Origin of the sequence: Micromonospora sp. NPDC003816 (assembly GCF_042874705.1) — a bacterium.
Classification (GTDB): domain Bacteria; phylum Actinomycetota; class Actinomycetes; order Mycobacteriales; family Micromonosporaceae; genus Micromonospora.
Genome location: NZ_JBIANP010000003.1, coordinates 729,132 through 749,860, shown reverse-complemented (window position 1 = coordinate 749,860; position 20,729 = coordinate 729,132). Strand labels below are relative to the sequence as shown.

The 20,729-nt window shown below is 71.8% G+C and carries 16 protein-coding genes; 5 read left to right on the top strand and 11 right to left on the bottom strand.

The window, feature by feature from the left end; all coding sequences use genetic code 11:
• Positions 1 to 8: 8 nt before the first annotated feature.
• Positions 9 to 1,220, bottom strand: coding sequence for an aromatic acid exporter family protein (locus ACFYTT_RS14260; RefSeq protein ID WP_131057688.1), 1,212 nt, complete (start codon positions 1,218 to 1,220; stop codon positions 9 to 11).
• A 245-nt stretch (positions 1,221 to 1,465) separates the two neighbouring features.
• On the opposite strand from ACFYTT_RS14260, the gene ACFYTT_RS14255 reads away from it, so the two are divergent.
• Entirely contained in the window at positions 1,466 to 3,568 is a 2,103-nt protein-coding gene (locus ACFYTT_RS14255; RefSeq protein ID WP_387259368.1) for a cellulase family glycosylhydrolase, read from the top strand.
• A gap of 79 nt (positions 3,569 to 3,647) precedes the next feature.
• On the top strand, positions 3,648 to 4,028 hold the full coding sequence (locus tag ACFYTT_RS14250) for a YccF domain-containing protein (protein ID WP_131051853.1): 381 nt from the start codon (positions 3,648 to 3,650) through the stop codon (positions 4,026 to 4,028).
• A 49-nt stretch (positions 4,029 to 4,077) separates the two neighbouring features.
• On the opposite strand, the gene ACFYTT_RS14245 is transcribed toward ACFYTT_RS14250, so the two are convergent.
• The 7 genes from ACFYTT_RS14245 to ACFYTT_RS14215 form a co-directional block, all read right to left on the bottom strand.
• Positions 4,078 to 4,707 (bottom strand): vitamin K epoxide reductase family protein, encoded by a 630-nt coding sequence (locus ACFYTT_RS14245; protein WP_131051852.1) that lies wholly within the window; start codon positions 4,705 to 4,707, stop codon positions 4,078 to 4,080.
• Complete coding sequence (locus ACFYTT_RS14240; protein ID WP_131051851.1) at positions 4,704 to 5,357, bottom strand: thioredoxin domain-containing protein; 654 nt, start codon at positions 5,355 to 5,357, stop codon at positions 4,704 to 4,706. Before ACFYTT_RS14240 ends, ACFYTT_RS14245 begins: the two co-directional genes overlap by 4 nt.
• Positions 5,358 to 5,439: 82 nt before the next feature.
• Positions 5,440 to 7,404: a cytochrome c oxidase assembly protein gene (locus ACFYTT_RS14235; RefSeq protein ID WP_387259779.1), complete on the bottom strand. Its 1,965-nt coding sequence runs from the start codon at positions 7,402 to 7,404 to the stop codon at positions 5,440 to 5,442.
• 131 nt (positions 7,405 to 7,535) lie between these two features.
• Positions 7,536 to 8,450 (bottom strand): cation diffusion facilitator family transporter, encoded by a 915-nt coding sequence (locus tag ACFYTT_RS14230; RefSeq protein ID WP_131051850.1) that lies wholly within the window; start codon positions 8,448 to 8,450, stop codon positions 7,536 to 7,538.
• Positions 8,451 to 8,567: 117 nt separating this feature from the next.
• Positions 8,568 to 9,944, bottom strand: coding sequence for an FAD-dependent oxidoreductase (locus tag ACFYTT_RS14225; protein WP_357212523.1), 1,377 nt, complete (start codon positions 9,942 to 9,944; stop codon positions 8,568 to 8,570).
• Between the two features lie 224 nt (positions 9,945 to 10,168).
• Complete coding sequence (locus ACFYTT_RS14220; protein WP_387259364.1) at positions 10,169 to 11,065, bottom strand: bile acid:sodium symporter family protein; 897 nt, start codon at positions 11,063 to 11,065, stop codon at positions 10,169 to 10,171.
• 68 nt (positions 11,066 to 11,133) lie between these two features.
• Positions 11,134 to 11,892, bottom strand: a complete 759-nt coding sequence (locus tag ACFYTT_RS14215; protein ID WP_387259361.1) for a cellulose-binding domain-containing protein — start codon at positions 11,890 to 11,892, stop codon at positions 11,134 to 11,136.
• Between the two features lie 250 nt (positions 11,893 to 12,142).
• On the opposite strand from ACFYTT_RS14215, the gene ACFYTT_RS14210 reads away from it, so the two are divergent.
• Together ACFYTT_RS14210 and ACFYTT_RS14205 are read left to right on the top strand one after the other, a co-directional pair.
• Positions 12,143 to 12,658, top strand: coding sequence for an SRPBCC family protein (locus ACFYTT_RS14210; RefSeq protein ID WP_176093165.1), 516 nt, complete (start codon positions 12,143 to 12,145; stop codon positions 12,656 to 12,658).
• Between the two features lie 78 nt (positions 12,659 to 12,736).
• The gene (locus ACFYTT_RS14205) at positions 12,737 to 14,074 is read left to right on the top strand and encodes a glycoside hydrolase family 18 protein (protein ID WP_176093164.1); all 1,338 of its coding nucleotides are present in this window, start codon (positions 12,737 to 12,739) and stop codon (positions 14,072 to 14,074) included.
• An 81-nt stretch (positions 14,075 to 14,155) separates the two neighbouring features.
• Here the strand turns inward: ACFYTT_RS14205 and ACFYTT_RS14200 are convergent, their stop codons facing one another.
• Positions 14,156 to 15,184, bottom strand: a complete 1,029-nt coding sequence (locus ACFYTT_RS14200) for a LacI family DNA-binding transcriptional regulator (protein WP_176093163.1) — start codon at positions 15,182 to 15,184, stop codon at positions 14,156 to 14,158.
• Between the two features lie 321 nt (positions 15,185 to 15,505).
• Between ACFYTT_RS14200 and ACFYTT_RS14195 the strand changes: the two genes are divergently transcribed.
• The gene (locus ACFYTT_RS14195) at positions 15,506 to 16,696 is read left to right on the top strand and encodes a cytochrome P450 (protein ID WP_387259358.1); all 1,191 of its coding nucleotides are present in this window, start codon (positions 15,506 to 15,508) and stop codon (positions 16,694 to 16,696) included.
• Between the two features lie 117 nt (positions 16,697 to 16,813).
• On the opposite strand, the gene ACFYTT_RS14190 is transcribed toward ACFYTT_RS14195, so the two are convergent.
• A complete protein-coding gene (locus ACFYTT_RS14190; protein ID WP_387259355.1) occupies positions 16,814 to 17,446 on the bottom strand; it encodes a hypothetical protein in 633 nt (210 codons plus the stop codon).
• Positions 17,447 to 17,470: 24 nt separating this feature from the next.
• A complete protein-coding gene (locus tag ACFYTT_RS14185; protein ID WP_387259776.1) occupies positions 17,471 to 20,671 on the bottom strand; it encodes a family 43 glycosylhydrolase in 3,201 nt (1,066 codons plus the stop codon).
• Positions 20,672 to 20,729 lie beyond the last annotated feature (58 nt).

The window sequence follows — 20,729 nt, the reverse complement described above, 5'->3', positions numbered from 1 at the left end:
CAGCCCGGTCATGCGCGATCGGGCTGCGCCCCGGGTGGCCGGCCCTCCTCCTGCCGCCGCCCGAACCGCTCCCGGACCGACTCGCTGGCCTGCGACTCCGAGCGGCCGAGGCTGCGCAGCAGGTCGGTGGCGACGGTCCGGATCTGTGCCACCACCACGCTGCCGGAGAAGCCCACCCCCTCGTGGTACGCCTCGGCGGCCCGGTCCACCGCCTTGAGGATCAGCCGCTCGGTGCGACCGGTGTGGTGCCCGCTCTCCGCCGCGATCTGCATCAGCGCGAGGGCGTCGCCGAAGTAGTGCACCGCCGCGGGCAGACCGGCCGGCACCGGTTCGTCGTCGCGGACCGCCGTGGCGGCCCGACGCAGCATCTCCTGGCAGCCCCGCACGGCCAGGTCGAGGTAGCGGACGCCGCGTTCGTAGTGCTCGAAGTCGGTCCGGCGGTGCCATCGGGCCGGTGAGATCGCCACCGCCTCCTGGGCTCCGGCGACCGCGTCGGAGATCAGTTTGACCTGCGGGTCGAGGGCGGTCAGGGCGTCCCGGGCCCGGGCCACCTCCTCGGCGTCGCCGGCCGACAAGCCGTCCGCGCCCACGTGCAGTTGCTCCATCAGCACCGTGAACAGCGGACGGGCCGCCCGCTGGACGAGCCGCACCGGGTTCACCGGCAGGACGGCCACCACCAGCACGGCGGCCAGCCCACCGATCGTGGCGTCGATGATCCTGGGCACCTCCAGCCCGCGTTGCACGGGCGCGAGCGTGGCGATCAGGACCGCCGTGCCGCCGGCCTGGGTCACCACCTGGCCGCCCCGGCTCAGCGTGAGGGCGAGCAGGATGGCCAGCGTCACGACGGTGCCGATCTGCCAGGGTCCGGTGCCGATGACCCAGATCAGGGCGTCGCCGACCACGATCCCGGCCAGCACGCCGATCAGCAGTTCCACGGTGCGGCGGGTCCGCCGGCCGATCGCGGCGGCGATCGTGCCCACCGCCGCGCTGGGCGCGAAGACCGGTGACGGATGCCCGAGCACCTGGTGCGCGACCGTCCAGGCGACGGCGGCGGCTGCTCCGGCCTGCACGGCGAGGATGGCGTACAGCTCCAGCGTCCGGCGCCGTTCCCGCCAGCCGATCCGTCCACTGATCCCGCCGACCACGCGGGCGACCATCCCGATCACCCGCCCGACGGCGCCCCGCAGCCATCCGCTGTCCCGTTCGTCCGTCGCCGTCACGCCGCCGACTACCCGCCCGGGCTGCGCTCATTCGCCGGTACGCGTCCGACAGTCCGGTACGCACACCCGCGAGGCACTCGTTCCGACACAACGCCCCTACCTGCGCAGAAGCAGCCAATATCAGCCTCAGTCGATTGACAAAGTTGTTGATCCCAACTTATGGTGCGAGCCGGCCGGACGTTTCCGGTGGTCCCGGCGGCGCTCGGCCAGCACCCGTCGACACCATCACCACACCGAGGAGCGTCATGGCCGGGCTGAGAGGCACACTACGCAGGACACGATGGCGGTTCGGCCTGGTCACCAGCGGGATAGCGGTCCTACTGGCCGGCGTCGGCCTGGTCAACGCGGGCGCCGCACACGCCGCCGCCGGTTGCCGGGTGGTCTACTCCGCCCCCAGCCAGTGGCCCGGCGGCTTCACCGCCAACGTCGACCTGACCAACCTCGGCGACGCGGTCAACGGTTGGCGGCTGACCTGGACGTTTCCCTCCGGCCAGCGGGTGACGCAGGCATGGAACGCCACCGTCACCTCCGCCGGCAACGACGTGACGGCCACCAACGTCGGCTACAACGCCGCCCTCGGCACCAACCAGAGCGTCTCGTTCGGCTTCAACGGCACCTACACCGGCACCAGCAACACCGCGCCGACCTCGTTCGCCCTCAACGGGGTCACCTGCACCGGGAGCGTCGGCCCGACCACCCCGCCGCCGACCACCCCGCCCCCCACCACGCCGCCGCCGACCACCCCGCCGCCCGCCGGTGACGCCATGGCGTACGTGGACGCGATGCAGCCGGGCTGGAACCTCGGCAACACCTTCGACTCGGTCGGCGCCGACGAGACCGCGTGGGGCAACCCCCGGGTCACCCCGGCACAGCTCGACGCCATCCGGGCCCAGGGCTTCAACAGCATCCGCATCCCGGTGACCTGGAGCAACCGGCACGGCGCGGCACCCTCGTACACGATCGACGCCGCCTGGTTGAACCGGATCAAGGAGGTCGTCGGCTGGGCCCTGGACGACGGCTTCTACGTGATGATCAACATTCACCACGACTCGTGGCAGTGGATCCACGAGATGCCGACCAACCGCACCACGGTCCTCAACCGTTACAATGCGCTCTGGACTCAGATCGCCGCCGCGTTCCGGGACGCCGGGCCGAAACTGCACTTCGAGAGCGTCAACGAGCCGCAGTTCGCCAACAGCTCCGGCGACGCCCAGAACGCGCAGCTCCTGCACGAGCTGAACACCTCGTTCCACCGGATCGTGCGCGCCTCCGGCGGCAACAACGCCACCCGGATGCTGGTCCTGCCGACCCTGCACACCTCCTCCGACCAGCCCCGCATCGACGAGCTGGTGAGCACCTTCACCCAGCTCAACGACCGCAACCTGATCGCCACCGTGCACTTCTACGGCTACTGGCCGTTCAGCGTGAACGTCGCCGGCGGCACCCGGTTCGACGCGGTCACCCAGCAGGACCTCGTCGACCGGTTCGACCGGGTGCACAACTCCTTCGTCGCCCGGAACATCCCGGTCGTCATCGGCGAGTACGGGCTGCTCGGCTTCGACCGGCACACCGGCACGGTGCAGCAGGGCGAGAAACTCAAGTTCTTCGAGTTCCTCGGCCACTACGCCCGCACCAAGCGGCTCACCACCCAGCTCTGGGACAACGGCCAGCACTTCGACCGGGTCGCCTTCCGGTGGAAGGACGCGGAGCTGTTCGCCCAGATCAAGTCGAGCTGGACGACCCGCTCCGGCACCGCCTCCGCCGACCAGGTGTACGTGCCGCGTACCGGCGCGGTCACCGCCAAGTCGCTGACGCTGAACCTGAACGGCACCACCTTCTCCGGGCTGCGGCAGGGCACCACCAACCTGACGCAGGGCACCGACTACACCGTCTCCGGCAACCAGCTCACGCTGACCGCGAGTGCGCTGACCCGGTTGGTCGGCAGCCGGGCGTACGGCGTCAACGCCACCCTGCACGCCCGTTTCTCCACCGGCGTGCCGTGGCGGATCGACATCGTCACGTACGACCCGCCGGTGCTCTCCAACGCCACCGGCACGACAGGCGCGTTCGCCATCCCGACCCAGTTCCGGGGCGACCAGCTCGCCACCATGGAGGCGAGGTACGCCGACGGCAGCAACGCCGGCCCGCACGACTGGACGTCGTACAAGGAGTTCGACGTCGCCTTCGCGCCCGACTACGCCGCCAACCGGATCACGCTGACCTCCACCTTCTTCGGTGAGGTCCGCGACGGTGCCCCGGTCACCCTCACCTTCCACTTCTGGAGCGGTGCCCAGGCGACCTACCGCGTCACCAGGTCCGGCACGACGGTGACCGGCGTCACCGGCTGAGTACCTGCCTCACCGGCCGAGCGACGGTGCCACCGGCCGCCCTTCGCGGTCGGTGGCACCCACCGGTCATCATGGAGTCATGATCCGATTCGTGCTGAACGTGTTGTGGCTCATCTTCGGCGGCGGGATCGTGCTGGCGGTCGGGTACGGCATCGCGGCCCTGATCTGCTTCGTGCTCGTCGTCACCATCCCGTTCGGCGTCGCGTCGCTGCGGTTGGCGTCGTACTCGCTGTGGCCGTTCGGCCGGACCCTGGTGCCCAAGCCGGGTGTCGGGGTGGCCTCCGGCGTCGCCAACGTGATCTGGGTCGTGCTGGCCGGCTGGTGGCTCGCGCTGTCGCACATCGTCGCCGGGGTGAGCCTCTGCCTGACCATCATCGGCATCCCCTTCGGGGTGGCCAACTTCAAGCTGGTGCCGGCGGCGATCTGGCCGCTCGGGCAGGAGGTCGTCCCCGCGCCGTGACGCTCGCGGCCGGTGCCGCGCCACCGTCGACCCGGTGGCGCGGCCGGGGTCAGAGCAGGGTGGACCAGTAGTCCCAGAAGCGCACCAGCACCGCCAGCAGGATCACCGTGTACCAGGCGACCAGGACGAAGCTGTGGTAGCCGGCGAGCCCGGCCAGCCGGGCCGGTGGCGACGACGGCGGCACCCGGCGCAGGTGGTGCAGCGTGGTGTAGACGAAGATCGCGATCATCACCACCCAGACCACCATGCAGTACGGGCAGAGCGCGCCGATGACGTACAGGCTCTGGTAGATGAGCCAGTGCACGAAGATCACGCCGAACGTGACACCGACCTGGAGACCGGCCCGGAACCAGCCGGGCAGCCGCGCCCCGGCGAGCAGCACCACGCCGACGGTGGCGACCACCGCGAAACCGGCGATGCCGAGCAGCGGGTTCGGGAAGCCGAAGGCGGCGGCCTGCGGGGTGGTCATCACCGAGCCGCAGGAGAGGATCGGGTTGATGCTGCACGTCGGCACGTAGTCCGGGTCGCTCAGCAGGTTGATCTTCTCGACGGTGAGCGTGGCGGCCGCGAGCAGGCCCACGGCACCGCCGACGGCGAGCACCCACGCGGTGACCCGGGCGAGGAATCCCGCGTCCGGTGCGTCGGTGTCCGTCGGCCGGCACGCCGCGTCGGCGCTCATCCGGCGAGCGCGGCGTCGATGGCGGCCACCATGTCCGCCTGGGTACGCACGTTCGTCAACTGCCGACCGTTCAGGAAGAACGTCGGCGTGCCCTGCACCCCGGCGGCCTCCCCGTCGGCGCGGTCCCGGGCCACCCGCTCGGCGGTGGCCGGGGCGTCGAGGTCGCGCTGGAACGCCTCGACGTCCAGGCCGAGGGTGCGCGCGTACCCGACGAACGCCTCGGTCTGCGGGGTCCGCTGGTGCCCCCACGTCTCCTGGTTCTCGAACAGCACGGTGTACATCTCGGCGAACCGGCCCTGGTTGGCGGCGGACTGGGCGGCCCGGGCGGCCAGCTCGGCGTTGGGGTGGCTGGGGATCGGGAAGTACCGCACGACGAACGTGATCCGGTCCTGGTAGGTGTCGAGGAGTTCGCTCACCGCCGGGTAGACCGCGCCGCACGCCTCGCACTCGAAGTCGAGGAACTCCACCAGGGTGACCCTGCCGTCGGTGGCGGTGGAGAGCCGGTGGCTGTCGTCGCGCACCAGCACGGCCGGATCGACCGGTTCGCCGCTGGCGCGTGGGCCGGAGTTCCGGTTGATCGCGGTCAGGCCGATCATGACGAGGATCACCACCAGGATCATCGCCAACGTCAGTCGCAGGTTCCTCGTCATGCGGGCGTCAACCTTCTCTGCGGGAGCAGCCCATGCTGCACCGGTCGGCTGGCAGATAGCTGGGAGCAGGCTGGACGGGACCTCACCGGCGGACCCGGCGGTCGCGTTCGGCCAGCTCGGCGAGCATCCGGTTGTAGGCGGCCAGCTCCGGGTCCTCGCGTCCCTCCGCCTCGGCACGGTCGGCGGCCCGGTCGCGGCGACGGGCCTCCCGCCGGTCGGCCTGGATCCACTGGAACATCAGCGCCCCCATCACGATCACGGTGGGCAGCTCACCGAAGGACCAGGCGATGCCCCCGGCGGCCTGCTGGTCGGCCAGCGGGGTCGGCCCCCACGGCCGGTCCAGCGCGATCCACCAGTCGGCGGCCAGCACGGTCGCCGACTGCATGAGCGCGACGCCGAGGAAGGCGTGCAGCACCATGCTGATCAGGACCAGGACCATCTTCAGCGGGTACGGCACCTTGCGGGGTGCCGGGTCGACGCCGATGACCGCCCAGAAGAAGAGATACCCGACGGCGAGGAAGTGCCCGACCATCGCCAGGTGGGCGGCGTGCGAACGGACCGCCAGCTCGTACAGGCCGGTGAAGTAGAGCACGTAGAGGCTGGCCACGTAGACGACGAGTGCCACCACCGGGTGGGTCAGCACGCGGGACGCCCGGGAGTGCAGGCCCGCCTGGAGCCACTCCCGGAGACCCGGCCAACGCGGGTCGGTGGCCGGTCGCAGCGCCCGTAGTGCGAGGGTGACCGGTCCGGCCAGGACCAGCAGGATCGGCGCGACCATCATCAGCAGCAGGTGCTGCACCATGTGCACGGCGAACAGCACCGGGCCGTACCGGGCCAGGCCGCTGGAGGTGGCGACGACGATCACCACGCAGCCGAGCAGCCAGAACGCGGTACGCGCGGCGGGCCAGGCGTCGCCGCGCCGCCGCAGCCGCCACACCCCCGCGAGGTAGAGCCCGGCCGCGCCCACGGTGGCGGCGATGACCAGGGGTTCCGGCAGCCAGAGGCGGGCCACCGTGGCCACGCTCAACGGCGGCGGCATCGGGAAGCCGAGCAGGGCGGTCGCCACGTCCTCGTCGGCGCCGACGGCCGGCACGGGGGTACGCGACAGCGCCACGGCGGCCCCGACGGCGGCCCCGAACAGCAGCGTCTCCACGACTGCGACCCGCACGAACGGGCGTCGCCGGCCGGCGACCAGGGCCGGCATCGTGGACCGCCGGTGCCACTGCCCCAGCACCGCGATCACGGCCAGCACGGTGGTCTTGACCAGCACCAGCCGCCCGTACCCGGTGCCGGTCAGGTCGGCCGGGCCGGTCAGTCGTACGCTCGCCGACAGCAGTCCGGACAGACCGACCGCGACCAGACAGACCAGCGCCAGCGGGGAGAACCGGCGCACCGCGACCGCGAGGTCGGCGGCGGTGCCCCGGGCGGTGATCGCCAGGGCGAGCAGGCCGCCGGCCCAGACGGTGACCGGCACCACGTGCAGCAGCAGGCCCGAGACGGCCACCTGGTGATTGCTGGCCGACGCGGCGTGCCCGGTGAAGACCGGCGGCACCACTGCGGCCAGCGCGGCGAGCAGCGCCACCACCGCCCCGGACGGACGCAGACTGCGGGCCGCGACGACGGCCGCGACCAGCGCCAGCGCTCCGCTGAGCGCCAAGGACTGGCCCAGCGACACGCTGCGCACGAAGTTCAGCACCGCGCGGGCCGACAACACCTGCGTGGCGGGCAGCCCGAACAGGTCGACGAGGGTGTAACAGACCGCGACACCGGCGGACACCGCCCAGGCGGCGGCGGTCCACGCCGCAGCGCGCAGCCGCCGGTAGCCCAGCGCGGAGAGTCGACCGCCGTCGTCGCGCGGGGACAGCACGGTGACCGCCACCAGCAGTCCCACGGTGGCCACCGCGCCGATCTGCATGCCGAGCCGGGCGGCCGGCAACAGCCAGGCCGCGGTCGGGTCCGGGTCGGGCAGCCCCGGCGGAGTCGGCGGTACGCTGCCGCCGCCCCACCACAGCAGCACGGCTGCGGCACCGGCGGCGACCAGGACCATGGCGGCGGGCACCAGCACCGGACGGCGCAGGATCAGAGTCGGGACGAGGTGGTGCGGGCGGTTCAACGACGGCTCCCGGTGCGGGTGGTTTCCCAGGTAGTCGGCGCGGCGGGGCTCCGGGTTCCCGGCCGTCACCAATGGGCGCCGTGGCAGACGCCCTCGGCGTCCCCGGGCTCCACCTGCAACGTGGCGTGCTCGATCCCGAAGCGGTCGTGCAGGAGCCGGCGCGCGGCGGCGAGCACCCGGGCCAGGTCCGCCCCGCCGGCCAGGGTCAGGTGCGCCGAGGCCACCTCCATGCCCGAGGTCAGCGTCCAGACGTGCAGGTCGTGCACGTCGGCCACGCCCTCCACCTCGCGCAGCGCGTCGCGGACCTCGGCGACGTCCAGGTGCGGCGGCGCGGCCTGGACCAGGACCCGCAGGGCGGCCCGCGCCAGCCGGTAGGTGCGGGGCAGGATGAAGAAGCCGACCGCCACGGCCACGATCGGGTCGGCGTACCACCAGCCGGTCAACGCGATCACCCCGGCCGCGACGATCACCCCGATCGAGGCGAGCAGGTCACCGAAGACCTCCAGGTACGCGCCCCGCACGTTGAGGCTCTCCTCGGCACCGGAGCGCAGCAGCAGGAACGCCACGATGTTGGCGATCAGCCCGGCCACCGCCACCGCCAGCATCGGCCCGACCAGCACCTCCGGCGGTTCGCCGAGCCGGCGTACCGCCTCGACCAGCACGAAGAGCGCCACCCCGGAGAGCAGCACGGCGTTGGCCAGCGCCGCCAGGACCTCCATCCGATAGAGCCCGAAGGTGCGTTGCCCGTCCCGGGAGGCCCGGCTCGCCGCCGTGATCGCGGCCAGCGCCATGCCGATGCCGAGCACGTCGGTGAACATGTGCCCGGCGTCCGACAGCAGCGCCAGCGAACCGGTCACCCAGGCACCGATCGCCTCGACCACCATGAAGACGGCCAGCAGGGCGAAGGCCGCCCAGAGCCGCCCCCGGTGCTTCTCCCCCGCGCGCAGGACCTGCTGCCCGTGATCGTGCCCGGCACCCATCCGGCACTCCTTCCGCTCACCACCAGCAACATATGCTGACATTGCAATAGATGCAACTATGGTGCCGCGTCCGGCTAACCGGACAGGTCCGACGTTCGGGCTAGATGTCGGGCGCGGTCAGCGTGCCCGCCAGTTCGCCCACAGCGCGCCCAGCACCACGCCGGGGCGGGCCAGCGCACGGGGGTGCTCCCGCATCGAGACGACGTCGTTGAAGCGGCGGGCCGTCGTCACGTCAGTCATGGTCGCCCGGACGATCTGGCCGCTCACCCAGCTGGAGAGCCGATACCCACGCGGGTAGGGACCGTCGACGTGCGGCAACGCCAGGTCGGCGGAGGTCGAGATCGACCAGGCGGCGTCCACCACCACCCGTTGCAGCTCGAAGAAGCGGCGGGCCGGGAAGCGCAGGTCCGGCCCGGAGCGCAGGTACGCCGACAGGCAGGCCGCGTGCAGCGCGGCAGCCGTGATCCCCTGGCCGTAGACCGGGTTGAACGAGGCGACCGCGTCACCGACACTGACCAGGCCCGCCGGGATCCGCCGCAGCGCGTGGTAGTCCCGCCGCCGACTGTCGGCGTGGCGGTAGGTCTGCACCTCGCCGAGCATCTCGCTGTCGGCGACCTCGCTGAACTCGGGTGGGAACTGCTCGCGCAGCCGGCGTACGAAGTCCTCGGCGGTGCGGCCGGGACGGTTGTCACCGTAACCGGCCATCATCGCCATCCATCGGCCGTCCTCGATGGCGAAGTACGCCGCCCCGGCCACGTCCGAGGACGCCTTGATGCTGTTCAGGGCCATCACCACGGTGTGCTCCGGGTGCGCCTCGCGACGGCGGAACAGGGCGGTGGCGTAGTTGAGGTGCACCGGCATCCGCCGCAGGGCGGGTCGCTCCCAACCGGCGTCCACCAACCAGTCGGAGAGCCGGCTCGACCGGCCCATGGCGTCCACCACCAGGTCGGCGTTCTCGACACCGGACGCGGCGTCGACGTCGCACCGGACCCCGACCACGGACGAACCGTCGACGACCAGGCCGGTGGCGCGGGCGGTCACCGTCTTGACGTTGGGCAGCCGCAGGACCTGCTGACGGATCAGCCCCTCCAGCAGCGGCCGACTCCCGGCCAGGCTGTCTGCGTCGTCGGGCACCGTCACCTTGAGACGGCCGTCGAGGTAGTTGCGCCGGGCGGCGGGGGGCGCCTCGACCGCACCCTGGGCCAGGGCCTGCTCCCGGAACCCGGGGAAGAGACGCTCCAGTTGCAGGAAGCCGCCGGGCAGCAGCGCGTGCAACTGCGTCCCCTGTGGCACGCCCGGCCGTCCGCCGGGCACGTGCAGGTCGTCGCGGTCGATCACGACCACGCTCGCCGCGTGGTCGGACAGCACCCGGGCGGCCAGCAGACCGGCGACGCTGCCGCCGATCACCACGGCCGTGCCGAGCACCGGGGACGGCTGGTCGGGCGGCCGCACCGCGTTCAGCGCGGCGAAGACCTGAGCCGGAGAGAAGGACATCGTGCTCTCCAAGGGGTACGAGGTGTGGCGCCGTTCCGCCGAGCCCTGCCGGTGACCGAGGCACAGGCAGGCCGGCGGGACCGGGCGGTCGGCATGACGCTCAACGATCGTTGCACAGGCAGGGAACGCGACGGCAGATCCAGTCGTCGATGCGGCATCGCGCGTGGACGGTGCCCGCACGGCGACCGGTGATCGTCGTGTCCTGACTGCTCAGCGCCCTTTTCTCAGGTCGTCGTGGCACGGTCGCGGGTGCTGCGGGGCCGCGCGTCGACGCGGTTGACCAGGTATCCGAAAGCCGCTGCGGTAAAGAACATGACAATGCCGTAGACGGCGGCCGGGATCGCCATCTGCGTGTTGTTCAGCAGCGCCGGGCTGAGCGCGATCGTGATGGCCAGGGTGCTGTTGTGGATGCCGATCTCGAAACCGGCCGCCTTCGCGGCGGTCGGGTCGATCCCGGCCAGACGGGGCACCCCGTAGCCGATCGCGAGGCTGAGCAGGTTGAACGCCAGCACCGCCAGACCGACCGCGACGAAGTAGTCGGCGATGTTCTCCCGCTCGCCGAGCACCGCGCCGAGGATCACCGCGACGAGCACCACCACGGACATGATCCGGACCGGCCGGTCGAGCCGGTCGGCGACGCGCGGCACCCGGGCCCGCACCAGCATGCCGATCGCGACCGGCACGAGCACGATGGCGAACACCTGCACCACCTTGTCGAACTGCAGGCCGATGCTCGTCGCGTCGCTCAGGAAGTAGCCCGCCGACAGGTTGACCACGATCGGCAGGGTGAGCACGGCGAGCACCGAGTTGATCGCGGTGAGGGTGATGTTCAGCGCCACGTGTCCCCCGAACAGGTGGCTGTAGAGGTTGGCCGTGGTGCCGCCGGGCGACGCTGCGAGCAGCATCATCCCGACGGCCAGTTCCGGCGGCAGGTCGAAGGCGAGCACCAGGCCGAAGCAGAGCGCCGGCAACAGCAGCACCTGGCAGGCCAGCGCGATGACGGCGGCCTTCGGGTGCTGGGCCACCCGCCGGAAGTCCGCGACGGTCAGGCCGAGACCCAGACCGAGCATGATGATGCCGAGGGCGACGGGCAGTCCGAACAGGGTCAGGGCAGAGTCCATGACACGACATCGTTACCACCCGGTAACGCACTCACAATCCTCCATGCGGCCGGGGTACGCCGTCCGCCTCAGCGACCACAGGCGAGCGCGAAGCCCTCCGGCACCGAGGTGGTCGACGCGAGCAGGCCGAACGTCGTCGACCCGCCCGGGGCGAGTCGGCCGTTCCAGCCGGCGTCGCGGACGGTCACCTCGCTACCCGCCTCGGTCACCGTCCCGTTCCAGAGCGACTGGACCCGCTGGTCACCGGGCCAGGTCCAGGAGACCCGCCAGCCGTCGAGAACCTCGGTCCCGGTGTTGCGCACGGTGACCGTGGCGACGAAGCCACTCCCCCAGCCGCTGCCGATCGTCGCCGTCGCGGCACACACCGGCACCTCCTGCGTACGCGCCGGCCCGCCGAGGATGTACGGGTCCCGCCGGCCCTTCGCATCGCTGAACCGGAACCAGTACTCGGTGTCCGGGGTGAGCCCCTCGACCACTACGTTGCCGTAGCTCTCCAGCCCGGTGTCCGCCGAGGCCACCGGGTTGTGCCACTGCTCGGCGTCCTCCCGGGTGGCGAAGAGGTGCACCGTGATGGGCAGGTCGTACCCGCACGGCGGGCGGAACGTCAGCGAGTAACGGATGGTGACGGTCGTGGTGGTGGTGCCGGCCACCATTCCGGCCAACGGCAGCGCGGGCGGACACACCGTCACCGTCGGCGTCGGCGACTGCGAGGTGGTGAGCGGGACGGGCGGGGACGTGGCGGCGCCCGCGCTGCTCGCCACGCCGGCCGCGCCCACCAGGGCCAGCGTCGCGGCGGCGATCGTCGCCAGGGCGTACTTCTTCGACATGCGGTGTCTCCTCCGGGGTGGTGGGAGCACCGGGCGCAGCACGGCGGCCGGTGCCTGGAAACGGGCTGCCCTGCGCGGGTGGCATTCCCGCACGCCCTGACGATGGTTCGCACGCCGGCCCCGGACGCGACTACGCAGAGTTTTTCATTCGAGAACCATCGATACAAGGGACGACCAGTCGATCCACCCGGGGCCGGACGGGCACCCGGCCACCCGGGCCGAACCGGTCGCACCGGGGGAGAATGGGGCGATGCCCGTGGTTGAGGCGGTGGCCGTCGTCCCCGTACCCCCGAATCTCGCGTTCGCGATCTCGCAGACCACCATGCCGGTCCGGCGGCGGTGGGACCCGTTCGTCCGCAGTCAGCACTTCGTCGACGGCGCCGTCCGGCCGGACAAGGGCGTCCGCACGTTCACCCGGTCCCGGCACGGCTTCTCGATGGTCAGTGAGTACGTCTCCTACGCACCGCCGACCACCGTTGGCATGAAGATGGTGCGTGGCCCGTGGTTCTTCGAGATGTTCGCCGGCGGCTGGCGGTTCGCGCCGGCCGCCGAGCCCGGCCACTCGGTCGCCACCTGGCGATACCACTTCCGCTGCCGTCCGGCGCTGCTGCGGCCGCTCGCGGACCGGATCGGCACCTGGCTGCTCGGCCGGGACATCCGCCGCCGGATCGCCGGTTACGCGGCCGGATGCGCCGATCCGGTGGTGGTCGCCGCCGCCGAGCGGGACCTGCGTGAGCGCGGCGACGGGAACCGGACCAACCCTTGACCGGAAACGGTGATCAGCTTAACTTCGTCAATCAGGCAAGTGTCTTTACTGATCGCCGTGGACCTCCCGGGAGTGCCGATGCGACCGTTCCGTCCCCGCCGCCTCACCGCCCTCGTGGCGCTGACCACGCTGCTGGTCACCGCCGCACCACCGGTCGCCGCGAACGCGGCTCCGCAGCGCGGCACCGGCTACCACCGGGTCGGCTACTTCACCCAGTGGGGCATCTACGGCCGGGCGTTCCCGGTGCAGAAGCTGGACACCTCCGGGGCGGCGAGTCGGTTGACCCACATCAACTACGCCTTCGGCAACGTCAGCGAGGACGGTCGCTGCTTCGTGGACGGTGGGCCGGGTGAGGGCGACGCCTGGGCCGACTACCAGCGCCCGGTCCCGGCGCAGGAGAGCGTCGACGGGGTCGCCGACGCCTGGGGCGAGCCGCTCAACGGCAACTTCGGCCAGTTGGCGAAGCTCAAGGCCAAGCACCCGCACCTCAAGGTGATGATCTCGCTGGGCGGCTGGAGCTGGTCGACGTACTTCTCCAACGCGGCCCGCACCGACGCCTCCCGGAAAGCGTTCGTCGCCTCCTGCATCGACCTCTACCTCAAGGGCGACCTGCCGATCCTGGACGGCGGCAGCGGCGGACCGGGCTCGGCCGCCGGGGTCTTCGACGGCATCGACCTGGACTGGGAGTGGCCTGGCTCGCCGGGTGAGCCGGGCAACGTGGTCCGCCCGCAGGACCGGGAGAACTTCACCAAGCTGCTCGCCGAGTTCCGTCGGCAGCTCGACGCGCACGGCCGGACCACCCGCACGCATTACCCACTGACCGCCTTCCTGCCGGCCAACCCGGCCGCGATGGACGCCGGATTCGAGGGCCGCAAGATCTTCAAGTACCTGGACTTCGCGACCGTGCAGGGGTACGACTTCCACGGTAGCTGGGACTCGGTGACCAACCAGCAGTCGGCGTTGCGCGTGCCCAGGGGCGCGCCGGACGACCCCGACTTCTCGGTGCAGGTGGCGGTCGACGGTTGGATCGCCCGTGGCGCACCACGCGGCAAGCTGGTGCTGGGCATCCCGTACTACGGCCAGGGCTGGACCGGCGTCACCGGCGGCGGCACCGGCCTGTTCCGCCCCGCCACCGGCCCGGCACCGGCCACGCACGCCGCCGGCTACGAGGACTACAAGCAGCTCAAGACGTTGCCGGGCAAGGGATTCACGGTGCACCGCGACCTGCGCGCCGGGCACGCCTGGCTGTTCGACGGCACCACCCTGTGGACGTACGACGACCCGGCGGTGGTGCTCCAGAAGATGCTCTACATCCGGACCGCCGGGCTCGGCGGGGCGATGATCTGGTCGCTCGACGGCGACGACGACAACGCCACGCTGACCAAGACGATCAGCCTCGGGCTCACCACCCGGTAGCCACCCGGGCCACCGTCCACCGGCGGCCACCTCAGCGCCCGGACGGTCGTCCGCCGCCTCAGCCCCGGACCTCCGGCTGCCTCAGCGCACGGGCAGCGTCGACTCGCGCATCACCAGGCGGCTGGCGAACTCCTCGGAGTGCGTCACCGCACCGTCGATGGCCGCGAAGAGGCGCTGCCCGGCCACCGCGCCGAGGTGTTGGAGGTTCATGTCGACGCTGGTCAGCCGGGGGCGGCAGTCGGCGGAGATGGCCTCCCAGTTGTCGAAGCCAATCACCGAGATCGCCCCCGGCACGTCCCGCCCGAGATCACGCAACGCGTCCAGGACGCCCCGGGCGATCTGGTCGCTGCCGCAGAAGATCGCGTCCACCTCGGGCCGCTGCTCGACGATCATGCGTGCGGCGGCGCGCCCCCAGGACTCGTCCCACGACCCGTAGTAGGGCCGGTCACCGACCATGCCCAGGCCCGCCGCCGCGAGCGCCGCCGCCGCGCCCTCGGCCCGGTCACGGGCCGCCTGGAACCCCGGCTCGCCGGTGATGTGGGCGATGTTGCGCCGGCCGCAGGCCAGCAGGTGCTCGATGGCGAGGCGGCCACCACCGACGTTGTCGACGGTGATGGAGATGTCGGCCGGGTCCGAGGAGGGGGCGTACACGTAGACCACCGGCACCGGGATGTTGCCGGCCAGCGGCGGCCGGGGATCGGTCCGCGAGCCGACCACGATCAGCCCGTCCACCCGGCGCGACAGCAGCGCGCGGACGTGGTGCTTCTCCCGGATCGCGTCACCCCGGGCGTCGCACAGGAAGACCGACACCTGCCCCGCCCCGAAGGCGTCCTCGGCCCCCATCAGGATGGGGATCGAGAACCGTCCCTCCAGATCGCTGGTGAGCAGGCCGACCGTCCCGGTCCGGCCGCTGAGCAGCCCTCGGGCCAGGGCGTTCGGCGCGAAGGAGAGCAGCTCGGCGGCCTCCAGCACGCGTACCCGGGTGGTCGCCCGCACCTCGCCACGTCCGTTGATGGCCTTGGAGGCGGTGGCGACCGAGACGCCGGCCAGCTTGGCGACGTCGGTGAGGGTGGGTGTGCGGTTGGCGGGGACCTCGGGCTCGGACGTCATGCGGTGCTCCCTCCCAACGACCGGCACGGATGCGACGCAGCGGCGACAGGCTGCCCCGGAAGCCCGTACAGGGCACTCCCGGTGGACGTGATCTTGTAAACGTTTTCGGCGTGGTTTCGGACCGTTGCCCGACCCGCACTGTCGCTCGTACCTGCGCGGAACACTACACCGATGCGTCCCGTCGACTCGGCTCAGGAAGGCCCGTCGGTGCTCCCTTCCCGAAAACTCCCCCGAAACGTTCGCTGCCCGAATGTAAGGAGGGGTCCCCTGCTATACACGAGGCGTTAGCAGGGGACCCTTCCTTTCATCCGAGGAGGCCAGGTGGCGGTCGCGTTCGGCCTTTCGGAGCTGTGGGACCCGGTGGTACGCCGGAACCCGCACGAGTTCTACGACCGGGTGCGGGACAGCGGCGGACCGGTGCTCCAGATCGACCCCGCCGGCAACCGGCTTTGGGTGGTCGCCGGTCATGCCGACGTGCTGCACGGCCTGCGGCACCCGATGATCGGGCACGAGGTGCACCGGCACCGCCCGGACGGCCCCGCCCCGGCCCCGGAGGCGTTGTCCGAGGTGGCGAGGATCGAGTCCCGGCAGCTCATCAGCCTCGACCCGCCCGACCACACCCGCCTGCGGGGACTGGTCAGCGGCGGATTCACCGCGCGGGCGGTGGCCCGGCTGGAGCCGTGGATCGGTGACCTCGCCGACCGACTCGTCGACCGGGCACGTCGGCGGGGTCACGTGGAGGCGGTGGCAGACCTCGCCGATCCGGTGCCGGTCAACGTCATCGCCGAGTTGGTGGGCGTACCGGAGGCGGACCGACCGCAGTTCCGGGCCTGGTCGGCGGCGATCGTGTCGGCCGGGTTCGACGGCCCGACGGCGACCCTGGAGTTCGCGGCGTACCTCGACGACCTGGCGGCGCGCCGCCGCGCCGACCCGGCCGACGACCTGATCTCCGAGCTGGTGGCGGCGGAGGACCGGGCGGACCGGCTGGACCGCGACGAGTTGGTGGCGCTGGTGCAGTTGCTGCTCATCGCCGGGCAGGAGACCACCGTCGACCTGATCGTCAACGGACTCCGCCTGCTGCTCACCCACCCCGCGCAGTGGGAGGCGCTGCGCGACGATCCAACCCTGGCCGAGGCGGTGGTGGAGGAGACGCTGCGGTTCCGGGGGCCGGTGGAGATCGTGCCGCCACGGTTCGCCTTCGCGGACGTCGAGCTGGCCGGTGGGCGGATCCCCGCGTTCGACCGCGTGGGGCTGTCGGTGTGGGGGGCCAACCGGGACCCGGCGGTCTTCGACCGGCCGCACGAGTACGACATCGCGCGCACCGACGTCCGTCGGCACCTCGCCTTCGGGTACGGCATCCACTTCTGCCTCGGCGCGCACCTGGCGCGGTTGGAGAGCCGCATCCTGTTCGACCGGGTGGCACGGCACCTGCCCGGCCTGCGGCTGGCGGTCGACGCCACCGACCTGGACGCGTTCCGGCTGCATCACGACGGCCTGCCCCTGCGCGTGTGACGCCCGGCCGCCGCGCGCCGGCGCCGCCTCGGGATCCTGGGCACGCTCACGACGAGCCCTTCACCCCGCAGGGGTACGGGTGGAGGCCACCACGCCGGGCGGCCTCCACCCGGTGGATCACTCGAACAGGGACAGGGTCAGTGTCGAGGTGTACTCGCCCGCGGCCACGTCCGCCGGGGTGCGCAGGAACAGGTCGGCGTCGACCGAGTACGCCCCACCGGCGACCGCACCCGAGTCGAACGTGGAGACCAGCAACTCCTGGTCGACCAGACCCACGTTGTTGCCCGGCTGCGTCGGCTCGTCCAGCACGGTGACGACCTCCTCGCCCTCGCTGACCAGACCGGTGTCCCCACCGTCGACCAGGCGCGGCTTCCAGCCCAGGTGCCCGGCACCGATCGGCTCCTGACCGTCGGCCCCGGTGAAGTCGGTGGCACTACCGAGCACCGCCCACGCCGCACCCGAGGGCACCTCGTCGGCGGTCCGGGTGTCGGTCACCGTCACCGTCGGCAGACCACCCACGAACTGCCGCACCAGCAACGTCGACCCGTCCTCGGTCAACGCCACCGAGTCACCCGCGATCGACATCGCCAACACGCCCGGCTCCACCAACTCCTCGATCTCCACCGTGACCGTCACGTCACCGGTGTCACCCGGATCGGCCGACACCGGCGCGGCCATCGCCACCGACCCGACCAGCAACGCCCCGGCGGCACCCGCCGCCAGCAACCGCTTCCGATTCCCTGTGTTCATGCGATTCTCCGTTGTCTCTCGTGGTTACTGGGCTTGACGGGGGTCGGCGGCGCAGTTCGCGCCGGGATGGTCCTGGGTGACCACGGTCGTCACGTCCGTGCCGTCGACCGTGCCGGTGGCCCGGACCGTCGCGCTGCCGGACGGCACCGACGCGGCACGGGTGGTGAACTGCTGGAACGCGCTCGCACCCGGCGCCACGGCCGACACCGACCGCTGCCCGTACGCACTCTCCAACACCACGTCCACCGCAGCGTCGTGGTCGTTACGCGCCTGCACCGCCACGTACGCCTTCCCGGCCACACACCGCGCCTGCACGGTGACCGTCACCGGCACCTCGGGCCGGACGCCCGGGTCGTCGGCGAACACCCGCCACTCGGTGACGGCGACCGCCGAGTAGGTGGTGCCGTTGCCGTTGGCCTGGATGGTGGCCCGCACCCTCGACGTGGTCACCGGGTCGAAGGAGACGGTGTTGAACGCGGTGGTGCTGGTGCCGTACGGCGACGCGCCGGTCACGTCACGCCAGGTCGAGGTGGTGGCGTCCCAGTACTGCAGCACCCACCCGTCGGGCTGGGCGACACCGTCGCCGGTGCCCCGGTTGGAGTCCCGCCAGAACTTCAGCTCGGTGCCGGTGATCCGCACCGGGCGGTTCCAGTCGTACTGGATCCACTGGGTGGCCGGGCGGGTGCCCGACCAGGTGCCCCAGATCTGCGCCTGACCCGGGTTGGTCGGGTCGGCACCGTCGTTGAGCGCGGTGAGGCTGTTCCAGCTCGCCGTGAACGAGGCGGTCGGCGTGCCGATCGGCCCGATGTTGCCGGTGAGCGGCCCGGACAGGTCGGCCGGGATGGCGACCGTCCGGGCGGTCTCCAGGTTCCCGGCCACGTCGACCGCCCGGTACGCCAGCGTGTGGCGGTTCGCGTCGGGTGCCGGGACCGCACCGTCGTACGTGGTCCAGGCGCCCGTGCCGATGGCGTACTCGATCCGGGCGACGCCGGAGGTGGCGTCGGTCGCGGCGAGCGTGACCGCCCGCGTGGTGCTGTTCACGGTGGCGGTGCTGACCGGTGCGGTGGCGTCGACGCGTACCTCCAGGGAGGCCGGGTCGGAGACGTTGCCGGCGCGGTCGGTGGCGGTCGCGGTGACGGTGTGCCGGCCGTCCCCGGAGACGGTGACGTCGACCGACCGGACGTCGGTGGTCTCGACCGGCGTGTCCGAGCCGACCCGCGTGGAGATGGTCATCCGGCCACCCCGGTCGTCGACACCGGCGGCCCGCACGCGCACCGTGGAGCGGAACCAGCCGTCGCTGCCGGCGCTGCCGCTGGGCGTGAGCGTCACCGTCGGCGGCGTCACGTCTCCCTCGGTGTCGTCCGGTGAGATGACGGTGACCTGCGCGGAGACGCGATCGGCGGCGTAGCCGAGCACGGTCCCACCGATGGTGAACGTCCGGGGCTCGGCGACGTCCGCGGGCCGCACCTCGTCCCAGTAGACCGGCACCCGCAGCGTCTGCGCGCCGAACGACACCGGCAGCGTGTCCGGCAGGTCGGTCTCGCCGACCTCCACGGTCATCGCCGGTGCGCTGACCGACTCCGGCTGCGCGGCGAGGACCTTCCACTCCTCGACCGCCACCCCGGAGTACGTGCTGCCGTTGGTCGACGCCTCGAACAGCGCGCGGACCTGGGTGGTGGTCACCGGGTCGAAGGTGGTGTTCTGGAAGCCCTGCGTTCCGGTCGGGAAACCGCTCGGGTTGGGCACGTCGGCCCACTGCCCGGCCTCCAGGTTCCAGTACTGCATACGCCAGCGGGCGGGCGCGGCGACTCCGACACCGGTGCCCTGCGGCTGGTCGTTCCAGAAGTCGATCTGCGAACCGGAGATCCGCATCGGCTGGTCCCAGGTGTACTGCACCCACTGCTGCGGCGGGTTGTTGCCGGTCCAGGTGCCCCACATGTCCGGCGGCAGCGGGTTCGACCGGACGATCTCGTCGTTGAGTGCCTTCACCCAGTACTGCACCGGCACCGGCTCGTTGGAGACGGTGACCCGGGCCTCCTGGGCGATGTTCGGCCGGGGCGTGAGGTCACGTCCCGTGGCCGGGGTCGGCGTCACGAGCTTCATCCGGGGCGGCGTCAGCGAGTCGTCCCACTCGACCGGGTCGATCGCCACCGAGCGCCGGAAGTGACCGCCGCCCACGGCGTCGGCGGTGTGGTACGCCAGGTACCAGGTGCCGTTGAACTCCAGGACACCCGGATGGCTGGTGGTCGAGGAGACCGGCCGCAGGAAGGTTCCCCGGTAGGTCCACGGTCCCTCCGGCGACGCGGCGGTGCCGTAGGCGAGACAGGCGTGGTAGTTCGCCGGGGTGCACTGCGAGGTCGGGCCGGCGTTGTTGCCGGCGTACGCCATGTAGTAGGTGCCGTTGCGCGTGAAGATCCAGGCGCCCTCGAAGAAGCCGGTCAGGCCGGTGACGGTGCGCGGGGTGCCGATCGGGGTCTTCATGTCCTGCTGGAGTTCGAGCATCCGCAGTTGGCTGAAGGAGCCCCACCAGATGTAGACGCGCTGGTTCGGGGCCTCGCCGTCGACCAGGATCGTCGGGTCGATGTTGTGGATGGTGTTCGGCGTGGGCACCCGCTGGGAGATGATCGGGCCCCCCGCGTGGTCGGTCCACGGGCCGGTCGGGCTCTCCGACACGGCCACCCCGATCGCGAACCGGTCCGACGCGGTGCTGGTGCGTTCGTGGATGGGGACGTACCAGTAGTAGCGTCCGTCGACGCCCTGGACGACCTGGCCCGCGTACGCACGGCCGGGGGTGGCCCAGGCGAAGACGGCCTCCGGGCGCATCAGCGACGGGTAGTGGGTCCACTCCCCCGCCTCGACGTCGGTGGTCCGGAAGGCGCCCCACTCGTTCATGATGAAGTCGTTGGTGGACGGTCCGGCCTGGTCGTGGCCGGTGTAGACGTAGAGCTGGTCGGCGTCGGTGTCGTTGCCGGGGGCACCGGCCCGCACCACCATCGGCGCCGGGTCGGCGGAGTAGTAGCTGCCGTCGCCGAGGATCGGGTTGACCGTGGTGGTGAAGGTGTACGACGGGGGCTCGGCGGCGTGTGCCGGACCGGCGACGCCGGTCAGACCGCCGGCGACGAGCGCGACGGACGCGGCCACGGCGATCGCCCTGCGCCATCGGGGCGACGGCCGGGTGGAGGGTGGGGCGGCGCCGCGTCCCACGGTGGTGTTCACGGTGTCGATCTCCTCACTCGTGCGCGGGGGTGGTGGCGGCGCCCCAGGCCGGGCGCCGCCACCACGA

What these genes read in the sequence shown, in the direction of transcription:
- ACFYTT_RS14255 (WP_387259368.1), top strand. Translation starts at nt 1,466, where the DNA reads ATGGCCGGGCTGAGAGGCACACTACGCAGGACACGATGGCGGTTCGGC.
- ACFYTT_RS14250 (WP_131051853.1), top strand. Translation starts at nt 3,648, where the DNA reads ATGATCCGATTCGTGCTGAACGTGTTGTGGCTCATCTTCGGCGGCGGG.
- ACFYTT_RS14245 (WP_131051852.1), bottom strand. Translation starts at nt 4,707, where the DNA reads ATGAGCGCCGACGCGGCGTGCCGGCCGACGGACACCGACGCACCGGAC.
- ACFYTT_RS14240 (WP_131051851.1), bottom strand. Translation starts at nt 5,357, where the DNA reads ATGACGAGGAACCTGCGACTGACGTTGGCGATGATCCTGGTGGTGATC.
- ACFYTT_RS14235 (WP_387259779.1), bottom strand. Translation starts at nt 7,404, where the DNA reads ATGGTCCTGGTCGCCGCCGGTGCCGCAGCCGTGCTGCTGTGGTGGGGC.
- ACFYTT_RS14230 (WP_131051850.1), bottom strand. Translation starts at nt 8,450, where the DNA reads ATGGGTGCCGGGCACGATCACGGGCAGCAGGTCCTGCGCGCGGGGGAG.
- ACFYTT_RS14225 (WP_357212523.1), bottom strand. Translation starts at nt 9,944, where the DNA reads ATGTCCTTCTCTCCGGCTCAGGTCTTCGCCGCGCTGAACGCGGTGCGG.
- ACFYTT_RS14220 (WP_387259364.1), bottom strand. Translation starts at nt 11,065, where the DNA reads ATGGACTCTGCCCTGACCCTGTTCGGACTGCCCGTCGCCCTCGGCATC.
- ACFYTT_RS14215 (WP_387259361.1), bottom strand. Translation starts at nt 11,892, where the DNA reads ATGTCGAAGAAGTACGCCCTGGCGACGATCGCCGCCGCGACGCTGGCC.
- ACFYTT_RS14210 (WP_176093165.1), top strand. Translation starts at nt 12,143, where the DNA reads ATGCCCGTGGTTGAGGCGGTGGCCGTCGTCCCCGTACCCCCGAATCTC.
- ACFYTT_RS14205 (WP_176093164.1), top strand. Translation starts at nt 12,737, where the DNA reads ATGCGACCGTTCCGTCCCCGCCGCCTCACCGCCCTCGTGGCGCTGACC.
- ACFYTT_RS14200 (WP_176093163.1), bottom strand. Translation starts at nt 15,184, where the DNA reads ATGACGTCCGAGCCCGAGGTCCCCGCCAACCGCACACCCACCCTCACC.
- ACFYTT_RS14190 (WP_387259355.1), bottom strand. Translation starts at nt 17,446, where the DNA reads ATGAACACAGGGAATCGGAAGCGGTTGCTGGCGGCGGGTGCCGCCGGG.